The sequence below is a fragment of the Mesorhizobium sp. ORS 3428 genome (assembly GCF_001854785.1).
In the GTDB taxonomy this organism is placed as follows: Bacteria; Pseudomonadota; Alphaproteobacteria; order Rhizobiales; family Rhizobiaceae; genus Mesorhizobium.
This window is the reverse complement of record NZ_MDFL01000139.1, coordinates 20,777-35,327: the sequence shown is the minus strand read 5'-3', so window position 1 is coordinate 35,327 and position 14,551 is coordinate 20,777. Positions and strand designations below refer to the sequence as shown.

Below are 14,551 nucleotides of genomic sequence, written 5' to 3'. Positions count from 1 at the left end.
TGACGGGAGCCACCAGAGAATGATTGGACTCGTGCTCGTGACGYACGGTCAACTCGCCACCGAGTTCCGACATGCCGTGGAACATGTGGTGGGGCCACAAGACAATTTCGAAACCGTGGCGATCGGTGCCGACGACGACATGGAGAAGCGCCGGGCCGACATCGTCGACGCGGTCGCGCGCGTCGATACCGGGGCCGGCGTGATCGTGCTTACCGACATGTTCGGCGGCACGCCTTCCAACCTCGCCATATCGGTGATGGAATCCGGCCGCACCGAGGTTATCGCGGGCATGAACCTGCCGATGCTGATCAAGCTCTCCTCGGTCCGCAAGGGCGACAACATGGCCGTGGCGCTCGACGAGGCGCAGGCTGCGGGTCGCAAATACATCAACGTCGCCAGCCAGCTTCTGAGCAGCAAATGAACGACCAGGYGCCGGACAAGCACGAGGTGGTGCGCGAGTTCCCGATCGTCAACCAGCGCGGCCTGCACGCGCGCGCCTCGGCCAAGTTCGTCCAGGTCGCCAGCGGCTTCGATGCCACCATCCATGTCGAGAAGGACGGGGTGAAGGTCGRCGGCACGTCGATCATGGGCCTGATGATGCTGGCGGCAAGYCCTGGCTATTCGATCCGCGTCACCGCCATAGGGCCCGAAGCYRCCCCGGCCATGGACGCGCTGGAGCAGCTGGTCGCCTCGCGCTTCGGCGAGGAAATCTGAACTTCTTTGCCTTGGTGCATGTCCTAACCCCAAATCCGCTRCACAGTTTTGGGCGACATGCTGTTTTGTCTGTGCATGTCGCGTTCCCAAAACCGCTGCACACTTTTGGGCGACATGCTGCTTTGTCTGTGCATGTCGCGTCCCCAAAAACCGCTGCACAGTTTTGGGCGACATGCACTGGCCCCGAAGACATGCACGAATAAAGATTTCTTTATATCCCATTGTCGTTTGGCGGCCGATCTGYTAGTCAGGCCGGCAAATCCGCGCCCCTCCATGCGCCGTCCCCGGCGCGGCGCGGTTTGAGACAATCACACCGGAGCACTGCCATGACGGGTAGCAAGGACTATGTGGTCGCCGACATCTCGCTTGCCGGCTGGGGCCGCAAGGAGATCGAGATCGCCGAAACCGAAATGCCGGGCCTGATGGCCTGCCGCGAGGAATTCGGCGACAAGAAGCCGCTCAAGGGCGCGCGCATCTCCGGCTCGCTGCACATGACGATCCAGACGGCGGTGCTGATCGAGACGCTGAAGGCGCTGGGCGCCGATATCCGCTGGGCGTCCTGCAACATCTTCTCCACCCAGGATCATGCCGCCGCGGCCATCGCCGAGGCCGGCATCCCGGTGTTCGCCATCAAGGGCGAGTCGCTCGAAGACTATTGGGAATACACCGACCGGATCTTCCAGTGGGCCGATGGCGGCAGCTCCAACATGATCCTCGACGACGGTGGCGACGCCACCATGTATATCCTGCTGGGCGCCCRCGCCGAGGCCGGCGAGGACGTGCTGTCYAATCCCGGCAGCGAGGAGGAAGAGATCCTGTTCGCYCAGATCGAGAAGCGCATGAAGGCGTCGCCGGGCTTCTTCGCCAAGCAGAGGGAAGCAATCCGGGGCGTCACCGAAGAGACGACAACCGGCGTCAACCGGCTCTACCAGCTGCAGAAGAAGGGCCTGCTGCCGTTCCCGGCAATCAACGTCAACGACTCCGTCACCAAGTCGAAGTTCGACAACAAATACGGCTGCAAGGAATCGCTGGTCGACGGCATCCGCCGCGGCACCGACACGATGATGGCCGGCAAGGTCGCCGTGGTCTGYGGCTATGGCGACGTCGGCAAGGGCTCGTCGGCCTCGCTGCGCGGCGCCGGCGCCCGCGTCAAGGTGACCGAGGTCGACCCGATCTGCGCGCTGCAGGCGGCGATGGACGGCTACGAGGTGGTGACGCTGGAAGAGGCAGCCCCCACCGCCGACATCGTCATCACCACTACGGGCAACAAGGACGTCGTCACGCTCGACCACATGCGGGCGATGAAGGACATGGTGATCGTCGGCAATATCGGCCACTTCGACAACGAGATCCAGGTGGCGGCGCTGCGCAACCTGAAATGGACCAACGTCAAACCGCAGGTGGACATGATCACCTTCCCCGACGGCAAGCGGATGATCCTGCTGTCGGAAGGCCGACTCCTCAACCTCGGCAATGCCACCGGACATCCGAGCTTCGTCATGTCGGCCTCGTTCACCAACCAGGTGCTGGCGCAGATCGAGCTCTTCACGAAGCACGGCCACTACCAGAACCAGGTCTATKTGCTGCCCAAGCACCTCGACGAGAAGGTCGCGCGGCTGCATCTCGGCAAGCTCGGCGCCCGCCTGACGGAGCTGTCTGCCGAGCAGGCGGCCTATATCGGCGTGACGCCCCAGGGGCCCTACAAGCCGGAACACTACCGCTATTAACCAAAACGAAAATATCTACAATATATTGAAGCCGGGTGTTGACATTTCGCCCGGCTTTATTTTTTGCGCCCATGATTCTTCACGCCGATTCCGGCAGGCGTTATTGTTGTGATTCGCGGTCCGGGGACAGTTGGGCCGGGGRACGCATCAGGGCGGTCTTGCATTCAAGCGGCGAAGAGGACCAAGACATGCCGGGGGAAAACCCGCCACGCGCGGGACAGGCCGTTTCCGGYGGCCATGAGGATTCGATAAACACCGGCTCCGCCGCGACGGGCCGGGGTTTTGCATGGCGCGCCGGCGCCCGCATAGGCGTGCTTCTTGCCACCTCCACGCTCGCCTGCCCGATATTCGGGCTCACCGCGCATGCTGAGACCGGCATCGCCGCGAATGCCGGGCAGTCGGTCAGCGCAGTCGAGGTGATGCAGCTTGCCATGTTCGTCGGCGTCATGGGCGCGGCGCTTCTCTCGGCCATTTTCCTGATCCGCGAGCGGGCGCGCACCTCGGCGCAGAATGTCGAGCTCAGAGCCCGCATCGCCGACGTCAACGCGGCGCTGCAGCGTTCCGAGGCCCTGCTCAATTTGCGCGACCAGCGCGTCGTCGTCTGGACTTCGGAAAACAAGAAGCCGGAGCTGATCGGCAGCCTGCCGCTGGAAAGCGGCGCTCCCGACGAGCGGTCCGCTTTCCTCGCCTTCGGCCGCTGGCTGATGCCGCGCTCGGCCGCAGCGCTGGAAAACGCCATCGCGGCGCTGCGCGACCGGTCGAAGGCCTTCGACCTCGTCATCGAAACGCAGGCTGGCATGCCGCTCGAAGTGCATGGCCGCAAGAGCGCCGCGCATGTGCTGGTGCGCTTCATCTCGCTGTCGGAAACGCTGCGCAGCCAGGCCAGGCTGAAGATCGAGAACCAGCGGCTCAGCGCCGACTACGACACCATGCTTGGCCTGCTCGACGCGCTGAAGATGCCGGCATGGCTGCGCGGGACCGATGGGCGGCTGAAATGGGTCAATCGAGYCTATGCCGAAGCGGTGGAGGCGGGCGGCGCCGAGGCCGCCGTGCGCGAGGCGAAGGAGTTTCTCGGGGGACAGGCGCGCGAGCAGATCGGGGAGCAGCACAAGTCGCGCCCCGTCTTCGAACAGACGCTGTCGACGGTGATCGAAGGCGACCGCCGCATGTTCGCGGTCACCGACTTCGCTGGCGTCGATGGCTCGGCCGGGCTCGCTTGCGACACCAGCGCCATCGAGACGATCCGCGCCGAATATGAGCGGACCGTGCGCAGCCATGCCGACACGCTCGACCAGCTCAACACGGCGGTGGCGATCTTCGACACGGACGAGAAGCTGCGCTTCTTCAACCAGGCATTCCAGAAGCTGTGGGGCCTCGACAGCGGCTTCCTGCACAGCGCCCCTTCCAACGCGCTGCTGCTCGACCGGCTGCGAAGCGAAGGCAAGATCGCCGAGCAGCCGGAATGGCGGCGCTGGAAGGAGAACCTGCTCGGCGCTTATCGCGCCGTCGAACCTCAGGAGCACTGGTGGCATCTGCCGGACGGCAAGACGATCCGCGTGGTGGCAAACCCGCAGCCCAAGGGCGGCGTGACCTGGGTGTTCGAGAACCTGACCGAGAAGATCGATCTCGAAAGCCGCTACCAGACCGCCGTGCGCGTGCAGGGCGAGACGCTGGACAATCTGGCGGAGGGCGTGGCCGTGTTCGGGCCGGATGGACGGCTGCGCCTGTCCAACCCTGCCTTCGTCACCCYGTGGGGACTGCAGCCGGACGCGATCAAGCCCAATGTCCATGTCTCGGCGATCCGCGATCTCTGCGACCGCCGCGCCGCCGACAGCCCCYGGAGCGGCTTCGTCGCCGCCATCACCGGCTTCGACGATGAGCGCCGCGACCGCCGCGGCCAGACCGAGCTCGTCAACGGCACRGTGCTGAGCTATGCAGTGATCCACCTGCCCAACGGTCAGGTGATGATGACCTTCGTCGACGTCACCGATACCGTCAATGTCGAACGGGCGCTGAAGGACAGGAACGAGGCGCTGGAGAAGTCGGACCAGTTGAAAAACGAGTTTGTGCAGCACGTTTCCTATGAGCTGCGCTCGCCGCTCACCAACATCATCGGCTTCACCGAGCTTTTGTCGCTGCCTTCCACCGGGCCGCTGACGCCGAAGCAGCGCGAATATGTCGAGTATGTCGGCTCGTCGTCCTCGGTGCTGCTCACCATCGTCAACGACATACTGGACCTTGYGACGGTCGACGCCGGCATCATGCAGCTCGACATTTCCGAGATGAGCGTCGACAGGACGATCGCGGCGGCAGCCGAACTGGTTGCCGACCGGCTTGAGGAGCATCAGATCAAGCTCAAGGTCGAAGCGGCGTCGGCGCCCAAGAGCTTCCATGGCGACGAGACACGCGTCCGTCAGATCCTCTATAATCTTTTGAGCAACGCCGCGAACTATGCGCCGGAGGCGAGCACGATAACGCTTGCCTGCCGCCGGGCGGTCGAGGGTGTGGAATTCTCCGTGCATGACGACGGACCCGGAATGCCGCCGGACGTGCTGGAATCGGTCTTCCGCCGCTTCGAGCCGCGGGCCAATGGCGGCAGGCGCCGCGGCGCGGGACTGGGGCTCTCGATCGTCAAGAGCTTCGTCGAACTGCACGGTGGAACCGTGCGCATCGAAACGGGCGCGGACAGGGGCACAACGGTCATCTGCACCTTCCCCGACACGCCTTCGGGCATCCGCGAAGCGGCCGAGTAACACGCATTGGCAGAGACTGTGCTGGAACGTTTTCTCGCCGACGAGGCGGCAACGGCAAGGCTTGGCGAAGACCTTGCCGTTGCCGTGCGCGCCGGCGACGCGATCGCGCTGAAGGGTGATCTCGGCGCGGGCAAGTCGACGCTGGCGCGCGCTCTGATCCGGGCGCTTGCCGACGATGCCAATCTCGAAGTGCCGAGCCCGACCTTCACACTGGTGCAGAGCTACGAGACGCGCATACCGGTCCATCATTTCGATCTCTACCGCCTGTCTTCGCCGGACGAGCTTGACGAGCTCGGCCTCGACGACGCGCTGGCGCAGGGCGTGGCGCTGATCGAGTGGCCGGAACGGGTCGGAGACCGTTTGCCGGCAAATGCGCTCCAGGTCGAGCTTGCCGAGCAGGGCGCGGGCCGGACGGCGAGGATTGCCGGACAGGGAGCCGCGTTCGAGCGCGCGGCTCGCTCGCTCGCGATGCGCGGTTTTCTGACCTCCGCCGGATGGGGCGAGGCGAGCCGCCGCCACTTCGTCGGTGACGCTTCCGCCCGCTCCTACGAGATCGTCTCGCTTCCCGGCGAGGCGCCGCGYGTGCTGATGAACTCGCCGCGTCTCGTGCTCGGGCCGCCGGTGCTTGACGGCAAGCCCTATGCGGTGATCGCCCACACGGCCCAGTCCGTCACAGCCTTCGTCGCCATAGACCGGGCGCTGCTTGYCGCCGGCGTCAGCGTTCCGGTCATCCACGCGCAGGACCTCGAACAGGGTTTCCTGCTGCTGGAGCATCTCGGCTCGGAAGGATTCTTGGGCAGCGATGGCCGGCCCATCGCCGAGCGCTACGAGGCAGCGGCTGAGCTGCTTGCCATGATGCACGGAAAGCAGTGGCCGGACCGCATGGAGGCCGCGCCCGGCGTGTTCCACGACGTGCCGCCTTTCGACCGCGACGCCATGCTGATCGAGGCCGACCTGCTGGTCGACTGGTATGTGCCGATGGTTACCGGCAAGCCGGCAAGCGACGAATTGCGAGCCGGCTACCACAAAGAGTGGAACGCCGTGCTCGACCGCCTCGCAGGCAGCGAATATACGCTGATGCTGCGCGACTTCCATTCGCCCAACATCATCTGGCGCGCAGAGCGCTCCGGGCTCGACCGGCTCGGCATCGTCGATGTGCAGGACGCGTTGATCGGCCCGGCCGCCTACGATGTCGCTTCGCTCGCCATGGACGCGCGCGTCACCGTCTCGCCAGAGATCGAGCGGCGGACAGTCGACGCCTATGTCGCGGCCCGGCGCGCCGCGGGCAGCTTCGACGAACAAGGTTTCGCCGAGGCCTATGCGATCATGGCGGTGCAGCGCAATTCGAAGATCCTGGGCATTTTCGTTCGGCTCGAAAAGCGCGACGGCAAACCCTACTATCTGAAGCACCTGCCGCGCATCCGCGATTATCTGAGGCGGGCGCTCAAGCACCCGGCGCTCGCCAGTATGAGGGATTTCTACATGGCCCACGGCCTGCTCGAGGAACGCTCGCCATGAAGCCGAAGACCGCGATGGTGCTTGCCGCGGGACTCGRCAAGCGGATGCGGCCGATCACCGACACGATGCCGAAGCCGCTGGTGAAGATCGCCGGCAAGACCTTGCTCGACTGGGGGCTGGACAGCCTGGAAGCCGCGGGCGTCAACAAGGCGGTGGTCAACGTGCATTACCTGCCGGAGCAGATCATCGCCCATGTCGCCGCCCGCAAAGCGCCGAAAATCGTCATTTCCGACGAGAGCGAGGCGTTGCTGGAATCGGCGGGCGGCATCGTCAATGCGCTGCCGCTCTTGGGCACTGAGCCCTTCTACATCATCAACGCCGATACCTTCTGGATCGACAGCGGCGAGCCCAGTCTCGAGCGCCTTTCCCTTGCATGGGACGCTGCCAGAATGGATATTCTGCTGATGCTCACCGATCTCGACTCAGCGACCGGACATTGCGTCGGCACCGATTTCCTGATGGCGTCGGACGGCGCTTTGCGACGTTCGAAAGGCGATCCGGCCGGCCTGATCTATGCCGGCGCCGCGATCATCCATCCGCGCATCTTCAGGGATGCGCCCAAAGAAGCGCATTCGCTCAATGTCTATTTCGACAAGGCGATTGCCGCCGGCCGGCTGTTCGGCATGCCGATGAGCGGCCGCTGGATCACCGTCGGCACGCCCGACGCCATTCCGGCCGCCGAGGCGGCGGTCGCCGGCGCGCTCGCGAAGGCGGTATGAGYGGCTCGCGCCGCGTCTTTTCGATCCCGCCCGGAGCGCCGTTCCTGCCGACGCTGGCGGAGGCGTTGCTCGACGGCATCCTCATCCCCGGCTTCCGCTTCGACGGCGACCCGCTGGCGCTGGCCGACGCCACCATCTACGTGCCGACGCGCCGCGCGGCACGCGCATTGCGCGGCGCCTTTGTCGATGCGTTTTCCGGATCGGGAGGGGGCAGACGCTCGGCCATCCTGCCGACAGTGCGTCCGCTTGGCGAATTCGACGAGGACGAGACCGCCTTCGATGCCGAGACGGCACCGGCCATCGATCTCGCGCCGCCGATCGCGGCGCAGGAGCGGCTGCTTTTGCTGGCGCCGCTGGTGCGCGCCTGGAAGGAGAGCCTGCCAACACATGTGAGGGAGCGGTTCAACGAGGAATTCGTGGTGCCGACTTCGGCCGCCGACGCCATCTGGCTGGCGCGCGACCTCGCCCGGCTGATGGACGAGATCGAGACCGAGGGTACGGACTGGGCCAAGCTCGCGACGCTGGTGCCCGGCAATCTCGCCGGCTGGTGGCAGGTGACGCTCGATTTCCTCGGCATCGTCACCGACAACTGGCCGAAGCTGCTTGAGGAACGCAACCGCTCCAACCCTGCCGCGCATCGCAGCGCGTTGATCCGTCTTGAGGCGGCGCGGCTGAAGCGCAATCCGCCGGCCGGACCGGTGATCGCTGCCGGCTCGACCGGCTCCATTCCCGCGACCGCAGAGCTGCTTGCTGTGATTGCCGGCCTGCCCAAAGGCGCCGTGGTGCTGCCCGGACTCGACCGCGAATTGGACGATGCCTCCTTCGCGGCGATAACGGCGCCCGGCGCGCGGCCGGCGACACTCGGCCATCCGCAATACGGCCTGGCCAAGCTGATCGGCGGCATCGGCGTCGAGCGCCGCGATGTCGAGGAGATCGGCATGGCGACGAGGCCGCTTGCGCTGCGCTCGGCCCTCGTCGGCGAAGCGCTGCGGCCGGCCGAAACCACCGAGCATTGGACCGAGACGCGACCGCGCTTCGCGGCAGCAGATGTCGAGCAGGCGCTGGCCGGCGTGACGCTGGTCGAGGCGGCCAACGAGCGCGACGAGGCGGTGGCGATCGCGATCGCCCTGAAGCGCGCCGTGGAAGTACCGGGTAAGCGCGCGGCGCTCGTCACCGGCGACCGCGCGCTGGCGCGGCGGGTTTCGGCCGAGCTTCTGCGCTTTGGCGTCGTCGCCGACGATTCCGGCGGCACGCCGCTCGCCAACACGCCGGCGGCCGGCCTGCTCAGGCTGGCGCTTCAGGCGGCATTCCGGCCGGGCGATCCGGTGGGTCTGTTGTCCCTGCTCAAGCATCCGATGCTTGGGCTCGGGCTCGAACGCCAAATCGTGCGCAGGGCGGCCGAATTGATCGAGCTGGTGGCGCTGCGCGGCGGCACCGGCAGACCGGACATCGCGTCGCTCGGCGAGCTTTTCGAGGCGCGGCTCTCCGGTCTTGGCGGCGAGAGCCGCCACCCCTTCTGGTTCCCCCGCCTCACCGTGCGCGGCATTGAGCAGGCGCGAGATGTGCTTAGCCGACTTACAAATGCGCTTTCCCCGCTTACGGCGATGCGCGGCGAGAAGGACGCCGATATCGCGACCTTGACGCGGGCGAGCGTTGTGGCGCTGGAAGGTCTCGGCCGCGCCGCCGACAGCAGCGTGACCGGGCTCTATGGCGGAGACGCCGGCGAGAAGCTGGCCGATCTCCTGCGGGGGCTGGTTGCCGCGTCATCCCCCTTCACCTTACCCGCCGGCGAATGGCCGGATGTCATGGAGGCGATGGTCGCGCCGGAGACGGTCAAGCCGGCGCAAGGCACCGACCGCAACATCGCCATCTGGGGCGCGCTGGAAGCGCGCCTGCAGAGCGTCGACACGCTCGTCATTGGCGGGCTCAATGAAGGTGTGTGGCCGCGCAAGCCGGAGAGCGACCGCTTCATGTCGCGGCTGATGAAGACCGGCATCGACCTCGARCCGCCGGAGCGCCGCATCGGCCTTGCCGCGCATGATTTCCAGATGGCGATGGGCTCCAGGCAAGTGGTGCTGACGCGTTCGGCGCGATCCGGCGACGCGCCGGCGGTGCCGTCGCGCTGGCYGCAGCGCATCCTCACCTTTATCGGCAAGGAACAGGCCAAGGCGCTTAGCCGGCGCGGCGATGCGCTGCTTGGCTGGGCGCGCGCGCTCGACGCCGGCGAAAGACAAGAATTCGCGGCCCGCCCGCAGCCAAAGCCGCCTCTGCGGGTCAGGCCGCAGCATTTTTCGGTCACGGAGATCGAGACGCTGCGCCGCGACCCCTATGCCATCTATGCAAGGCGGATTCTCGGCCTGATGCCGCTCGACCCGGTGATCCGCGACCCGGGCGCTRCCGAACGCGGCACGCTGTTCCACGAAATCCTGCATCTGTTCTCGCGGCGAGTGGAGGACCCGAGGGCGTCCGGCGCGCTGGCAGGCCTCCTCGAGGCCGGGCGCTTGTGCTTTGCCGACGCAGCACTCCCGCCCGACATCGAGGCGGTGTGGTGGCCGCGTTTCGAAAAACTCGCCGCCAACATCATAGAATGGGAGCACACCCGCGCCGAGGCGGTCGTGCGGCGCCATGCCGAGGAGCGCGCCGAAAGAACCGTCGTCGGTCGCACCAGCGTGACGCTTTCCGGCTATGCCGACCGCGTCGACCTGCTTGCCGGCGGCATGGCCGACATCCTCGACTACAAGACCGGCTCCTCGCCCTCGAAAGCGCAGGCGCACACGCTTTTGTCGCCGCAGCTCGCGCTCGAAGGCGCGCTTCTGCGGCGCGGCGCCTTCAAGGAGCTCGGCATTTGCGAGCCTTCGCAGCTTGCCTTCGTGCGGCTGAAGCCGAATGGCGAGGTGTTCGAGGAATCGATCCTCGAATACAACCGCAAGCCGAAGACCGCCAACGAGCTTGCCGAGGAAGCCTGGGCCCGGCTGGAAAGGCTGCTCTTCCACTATGCGGATCCTGCGACCGGCTATCTGTCGCGCGCGCTGCCGTTCCGCGAGGGCGAGGCCGATGGCGACTACGACCATCTCGCCCGCGTGCTCGAATGGTCGGCTGGCGGCGAAAGCGAGGACGAGGCGGAAGGATGAGATATCCGATTCCCTCCGATACCGCGACCAGCCAGGCGCGCGCCTCCGATCCGGCCAATTCCGCCTGGGTGTCGGCCAATGCCGGGTCGGGCAAGACACATGTGCTGGCGCAGCGCGTCATCCGGCTGCTGCTCAACGGCACCGATCCGTCGAAGATCCTGTGCCTGACCTACACGCGGGCTGCCGCCGCCAACATGTCGAACCGGGTCTTCTCGACCCTGTCCGAATGGACCTCGCTTCCCGACGCCGAGCTTGCGGTCAGGATCGCCGCGCTCGACGCACGCAATGCCGATCGCGACACCATGCGCCGCGCGCGCCGGCTGTTCGCCGAAGCGTTGGAAACGCCGGGCGGGCTGAAGATCCAGACCATCCACGCCTTCTGTGAATCGGTGCTGCACCAGTTCCCGCTTGAGGCCAATATCCCGGCGCATTTCGAGATGCTCGATCCGCAGATGGAAGCCTCGCTGTTCGCCGATGCCCGCCGCGACATGATCTCGGGCGMGGGCGCCGGCGTCGAGGGCCTGGCGGAAGCCTTTGCCATGGTGCTGGAGCGCGGCGGCGAATTCGGGCTCGACAGCCTGCTCTCCGAAATCGTCGGCAAACGCGACGAGTTGCGCGCTTTCATCCAAAAGCTCGGCAAGGACCGGGATTTCCGGCCGCTCTTTGCCGAATTCGGTTTCAGGCCCGGCCAGTCGGCCGACGACATCGCCGCCTCCGTCTGGCCGCTACCGGGCTTCGCGCCGGGCCAGTTCGTCGAGTTCGCGCGCGCTGCTGAAGCCRCCGACGCGCGGCAGGTGCTGAACAACGTGCTGCCTTATGCGCGGAGCGCCTTTGCCGAGGCCGATCCGATCCGGCGGCTGCGGCTGCTCGCCAAGGCCTTCCTGCGCTCCGACGGCGACCCTTACGATCCGCCGAAAATCTTCAAGAAGGCGCTGGTCGACCGGCTGCCCGATCTGCCGGAGCGTTATCTGGCGGCAGCCAGGGCGATCCTCGACGTGTCGGACCGGCTGGCGCTGTTCCGCATGCTGGAAGGTACGGCGGCGGCGCTCACCGTCGCGCGCTGGCTGATCGCGCGTTACGAGCAATTGAAGCGCAGCCGCGGCTTCCTCGACTTCAACGACCTGATCACCCGCACCGTCGGCCTGCTGTCGCGGCCGGACGCCGGGCCGTGGGTGCAGTTCAAGCTCGACCAGGGCATCGACCACATCCTGCTCGACGAGGCGCAGGACACCAGCCCCGACCAGTGGGAGGTGGTGAAGAAGCTGACCGAAGAGTTCTTTGCCGGGCTCGGCCAGCGCGAGGCGGTGCGGCGCACCGTCTTTGCGGTCGGCGACGAGAAGCAGTCGATCTACTCGTTCCAGGGCGCGGCGCCGGATTCCTTTGCCGAAAGCCGACTTCTGTTTGCGGGCCGCGTGCGCGGTGCGCACGCTTCCTTCGCCGACCTCAAGCTCACCTGGTCGTTCCGCTCGAGCGACGACGTGCTTGCCGCCGTCGACCGCGTTTTTGCCGAGCCGGGTGTGCGGCGCGGCATCAGCCACGATCGCGATCCGCTGAGCCACAAGGCGATCCGCACCGACGCGCCGGGTTATGTCGAGGTCTGGCCCTCGATCGGCGCCGAAATGGTCGAGGAACCYGACGACTGGACCTTGCCGGTCAACCATGCCAGCGCGCCGGCCGTGCGTGTCGCCGAGCATGTCGCCGCTACCATCCAGCACTGGCTGAGGACTGGCGAAATCATCGAGGGCAAGGGCCGGAAGCTGACGGCAGGCGACATCCTTGTCCTGGTGCGCAAGCGCGACCGCTTCGTGCACGCGCTGTCGCGCAGCTTGAAGAACCGTCAGATTCCGGTTGCCGGCGCTGACCGGCTCAGCCTGCCCGGCCATATCGCGGTTCAGGACCTGATCGCGCTCGGCCACTTCCTCATCCAGCCGGAGGACGACCTGTCATTGGCTGCCGTGTTGCGCAGCCCGATCTTCGACGTTTCCGAGGAAACCCTTCTGACGCTCGCCGGGGAGCGGCCACCCGGCCAGTCGCTGATCACTTCGCTCCGGCAGCATGCGACCGGAGACGAGGCCTTGACCGCCATCGTTAGCCGGCTCGATGCCTGGGCGAACGATGCGGCGTTCAAGCCGGTGTTCGAATTCTATGCCGCGATGCTTTCGCGCGACGGCCTGCGGCGCAAGATGACGGCGCGGCTCGGGCCGGAAGCCGGCGACATCCTCGACGAATTCCTGAGCTTCTGCCTGGCCGAGGAGCGGACCGGCCTGCCTGGGCTGGAATCCTTTCTTTCGACGCTGGAAAACAGCGGTCCCGAGATCAAGCGCGAGATGGACCAGACGCGCGACGAGGTGCGTGTCATGACCGTGCATGCAGCCAAGGGCCTCGAAGCGCCGGTCGTCTTCCTGGTCGACGGCGGTTCGGCGCCGTTCAGCGACCAGCATCTGCCGCGCCTGATGGCCTTCGAAGGCTCAGGCTCGCAGTGGAAGGGCAAGGGCTATCTCTGGCGCTCGGCCAATGATGTCGCCAACGGCGTTTCGCGCGCAGCCTCGGCGCGGGCGCGCGAGCTTGCCGACGACGAATACCGGCGGCTGCTTTATGTCGGTATGACGCGCGCCGAGGACCGGCTGATCGTCTGCGGCTATCACGGCAAACGGGCGCCGAGCGCCGGCACCTGGCATTCGATCGTCAGCCGGGCGCTGCCCGGTGCGCCGGAAAGCACGGAGTGCCGGCATCCGGCGACGRCTGAGGTGGCCGTGCATCGCTTCCATATGACCAAGCTGCCGCCGGTGGCGCTCGATGAGGCCGGCGAGACGGCGCCGTTCGAGCATGCTGCGCCGYTGCCGGACGGCCTGTTCCGGCCGCTGCCGCCCTATGAGGAACTGCCGCGGCCGCTCTCGCCCTCCGGCGCCTCGGCGCTGATCGACGAGACGACAGAAGCTACTCCCGACACGCGCTCGCCGGTGCTCGACGCCGAGGCCGAACCCGGCTTTGCGGTGGTGCGTGGCCTTGTCCTGCATAAACTGCTTCAGATGTTGCCCGCGATCACCGAAAACGAAAGGCGGGACGCCGCGGAGCGCTATCTGGGGCGCGCCGGCGCCGATTGGCCGRCAGGCGAGCGCGACAAGGCGCTGGCGGCGGTGCTTTCGATCCTCGCGGACAATCGCTTCGGCGCGCTCTTCTCGCCATCCTCGCGGGCGGAAGTTGCGGTCATGGGCAGCCTGGAGGTCATGGGCAAGCTGCGTTCGATCTCGGGCAAGATCGACAGGCTTGCCGTCACTGCCGAAAAGGTTTCGATCGTCGACTACAAGACCAACCGGCCGGCCCCGGCGAGCCTGACCGAAGTGCCGCCGGCCTATGTGCTGCAGCTTGCGCTCTACCGCGCGCTGCTTCAGCCGCTCTATCCGGGCCGCGAGGTGACGGCTGCGCTGCTCTTCACCGAAGCGCCCCGTCTCATCGAGCTCTCCGCGAAGGCGATGGACGATGCCCTTGCCCGACTCACGGGAGCGTGACACAAGAACTGCTTGAACATCGCCGCCACAACCACCACATTTGGTGCAACCCCGAGTTTTCGAAAGGATTTCAGCATGGCCACCGTCAAGGTCGACAAGGGCAATTTTCAGGCCGATGTGCTCAACGCCAAGGAGCCGGTCGTGGTGGATTTCTGGGCGGAATGGTGCGGTCCCTGCAAGATGATCGCTCCGGCGCTGGAAGATATCGCCAAGGAGCTCGGCTCGAAGATCAAGGTCGCCAAGCTCAATATCGATGAGAATCCCGAATTGGCCGCGCAGTATGGGGTGCGCTCGATCCCGACGCTGATGATCTTCAAGGGTGGTGAAGTGGCCGACATGAAGGTGGGCGCGGCGCCCAAGACCGCGCTGTCGCACTGGATCAACGGCAGCCTCGCCTGAGCCAATCCGAATATTCAAAGAACGAGCCCGGCCATCGCGCCGGGCTTTTCTTTGGCGCCATCGCTGGTGGTGCTCTGGCCC

9 protein-coding genes are annotated in these 14,551 nt (G+C 66.2%); all 9 read left to right on the top strand.

Annotation, left to right across the window (positions count from 1 at the left end):
* Nucleotides 1-19 precede the first annotated feature (19 nt).
* The 9 genes from ORS3428_RS23630 to trxA all read left to right on the top strand — a co-directional run bounded on the left by ORS3428_RS23630 (nucleotide 20) and on the right by trxA (nucleotide 14,470).
* Complete coding sequence (locus tag ORS3428_RS23630) at nucleotides 20-421, top strand: PTS sugar transporter subunit IIA (protein WP_071100706.1); 402 nt, start codon at nucleotides 20-22, stop codon at nucleotides 419-421.
* Nucleotides 418-714 (top strand): HPr family phosphocarrier protein, encoded by a 297-nt coding sequence (locus tag ORS3428_RS23625; protein ID WP_071100705.1) that lies wholly within the window; start codon nucleotides 418-420, stop codon nucleotides 712-714. Before ORS3428_RS23630 ends, ORS3428_RS23625 begins: the two co-directional genes overlap by 4 nt.
* 326 nt (nucleotides 715-1,040) lie before the next feature.
* Nucleotides 1,041-2,441, top strand: a complete 1,401-nt coding sequence (gene ahcY, locus ORS3428_RS23620) for an adenosylhomocysteinase (RefSeq protein WP_071100704.1) — start codon at nucleotides 1,041-1,043, stop codon at nucleotides 2,439-2,441.
* A gap of 188 nt (nucleotides 2,442-2,629) precedes the next feature.
* Nucleotides 2,630-5,194, top strand: a complete 2,565-nt coding sequence (locus ORS3428_RS23615) for a sensor histidine kinase (RefSeq protein WP_071100703.1) — start codon at nucleotides 2,630-2,632, stop codon at nucleotides 5,192-5,194.
* A gap of 6 nt (nucleotides 5,195-5,200) precedes the next feature.
* Nucleotides 5,201-6,712: a tRNA (adenosine(37)-N6)-threonylcarbamoyltransferase complex ATPase subunit type 1 TsaE gene (gene tsaE / locus ORS3428_RS23610; protein WP_071100702.1), complete on the top strand. Its 1,512-nt coding sequence runs from the start codon at nucleotides 5,201-5,203 to the stop codon at nucleotides 6,710-6,712.
* Nucleotides 6,709-7,431, top strand: a complete 723-nt coding sequence (locus ORS3428_RS23605; protein ID WP_108723154.1) for a nucleotidyltransferase family protein — start codon at nucleotides 6,709-6,711, stop codon at nucleotides 7,429-7,431. The genes tsaE and ORS3428_RS23605 overlap by 4 nt, the downstream gene beginning before the upstream one ends.
* Complete coding sequence (gene addB / locus ORS3428_RS23600; RefSeq protein WP_071100701.1) at nucleotides 7,428-10,562, top strand: double-strand break repair protein AddB; 3,135 nt, start codon at nucleotides 7,428-7,430, stop codon at nucleotides 10,560-10,562. Before ORS3428_RS23605 ends, addB begins: the two co-directional genes overlap by 4 nt.
* Nucleotides 10,559-14,071 carry a double-strand break repair helicase AddA gene (addA, locus tag ORS3428_RS23595; protein ID WP_071100700.1) on the top strand — a complete coding sequence of 1,171 codons (3,513 nt, stop codon included), beginning with the start codon at nucleotides 10,559-10,561 and terminating at the stop codon, nucleotides 14,069-14,071. Before addB ends, addA begins: the two co-directional genes overlap by 4 nt.
* A gap of 75 nt (nucleotides 14,072-14,146) precedes the next feature.
* Nucleotides 14,147-14,470, top strand: coding sequence for a thioredoxin (trxA, locus tag ORS3428_RS23590; RefSeq protein WP_040972836.1), 324 nt, complete (start codon nucleotides 14,147-14,149; stop codon nucleotides 14,468-14,470).
* Nucleotides 14,471-14,551: the final 81 nt, after the last annotated feature.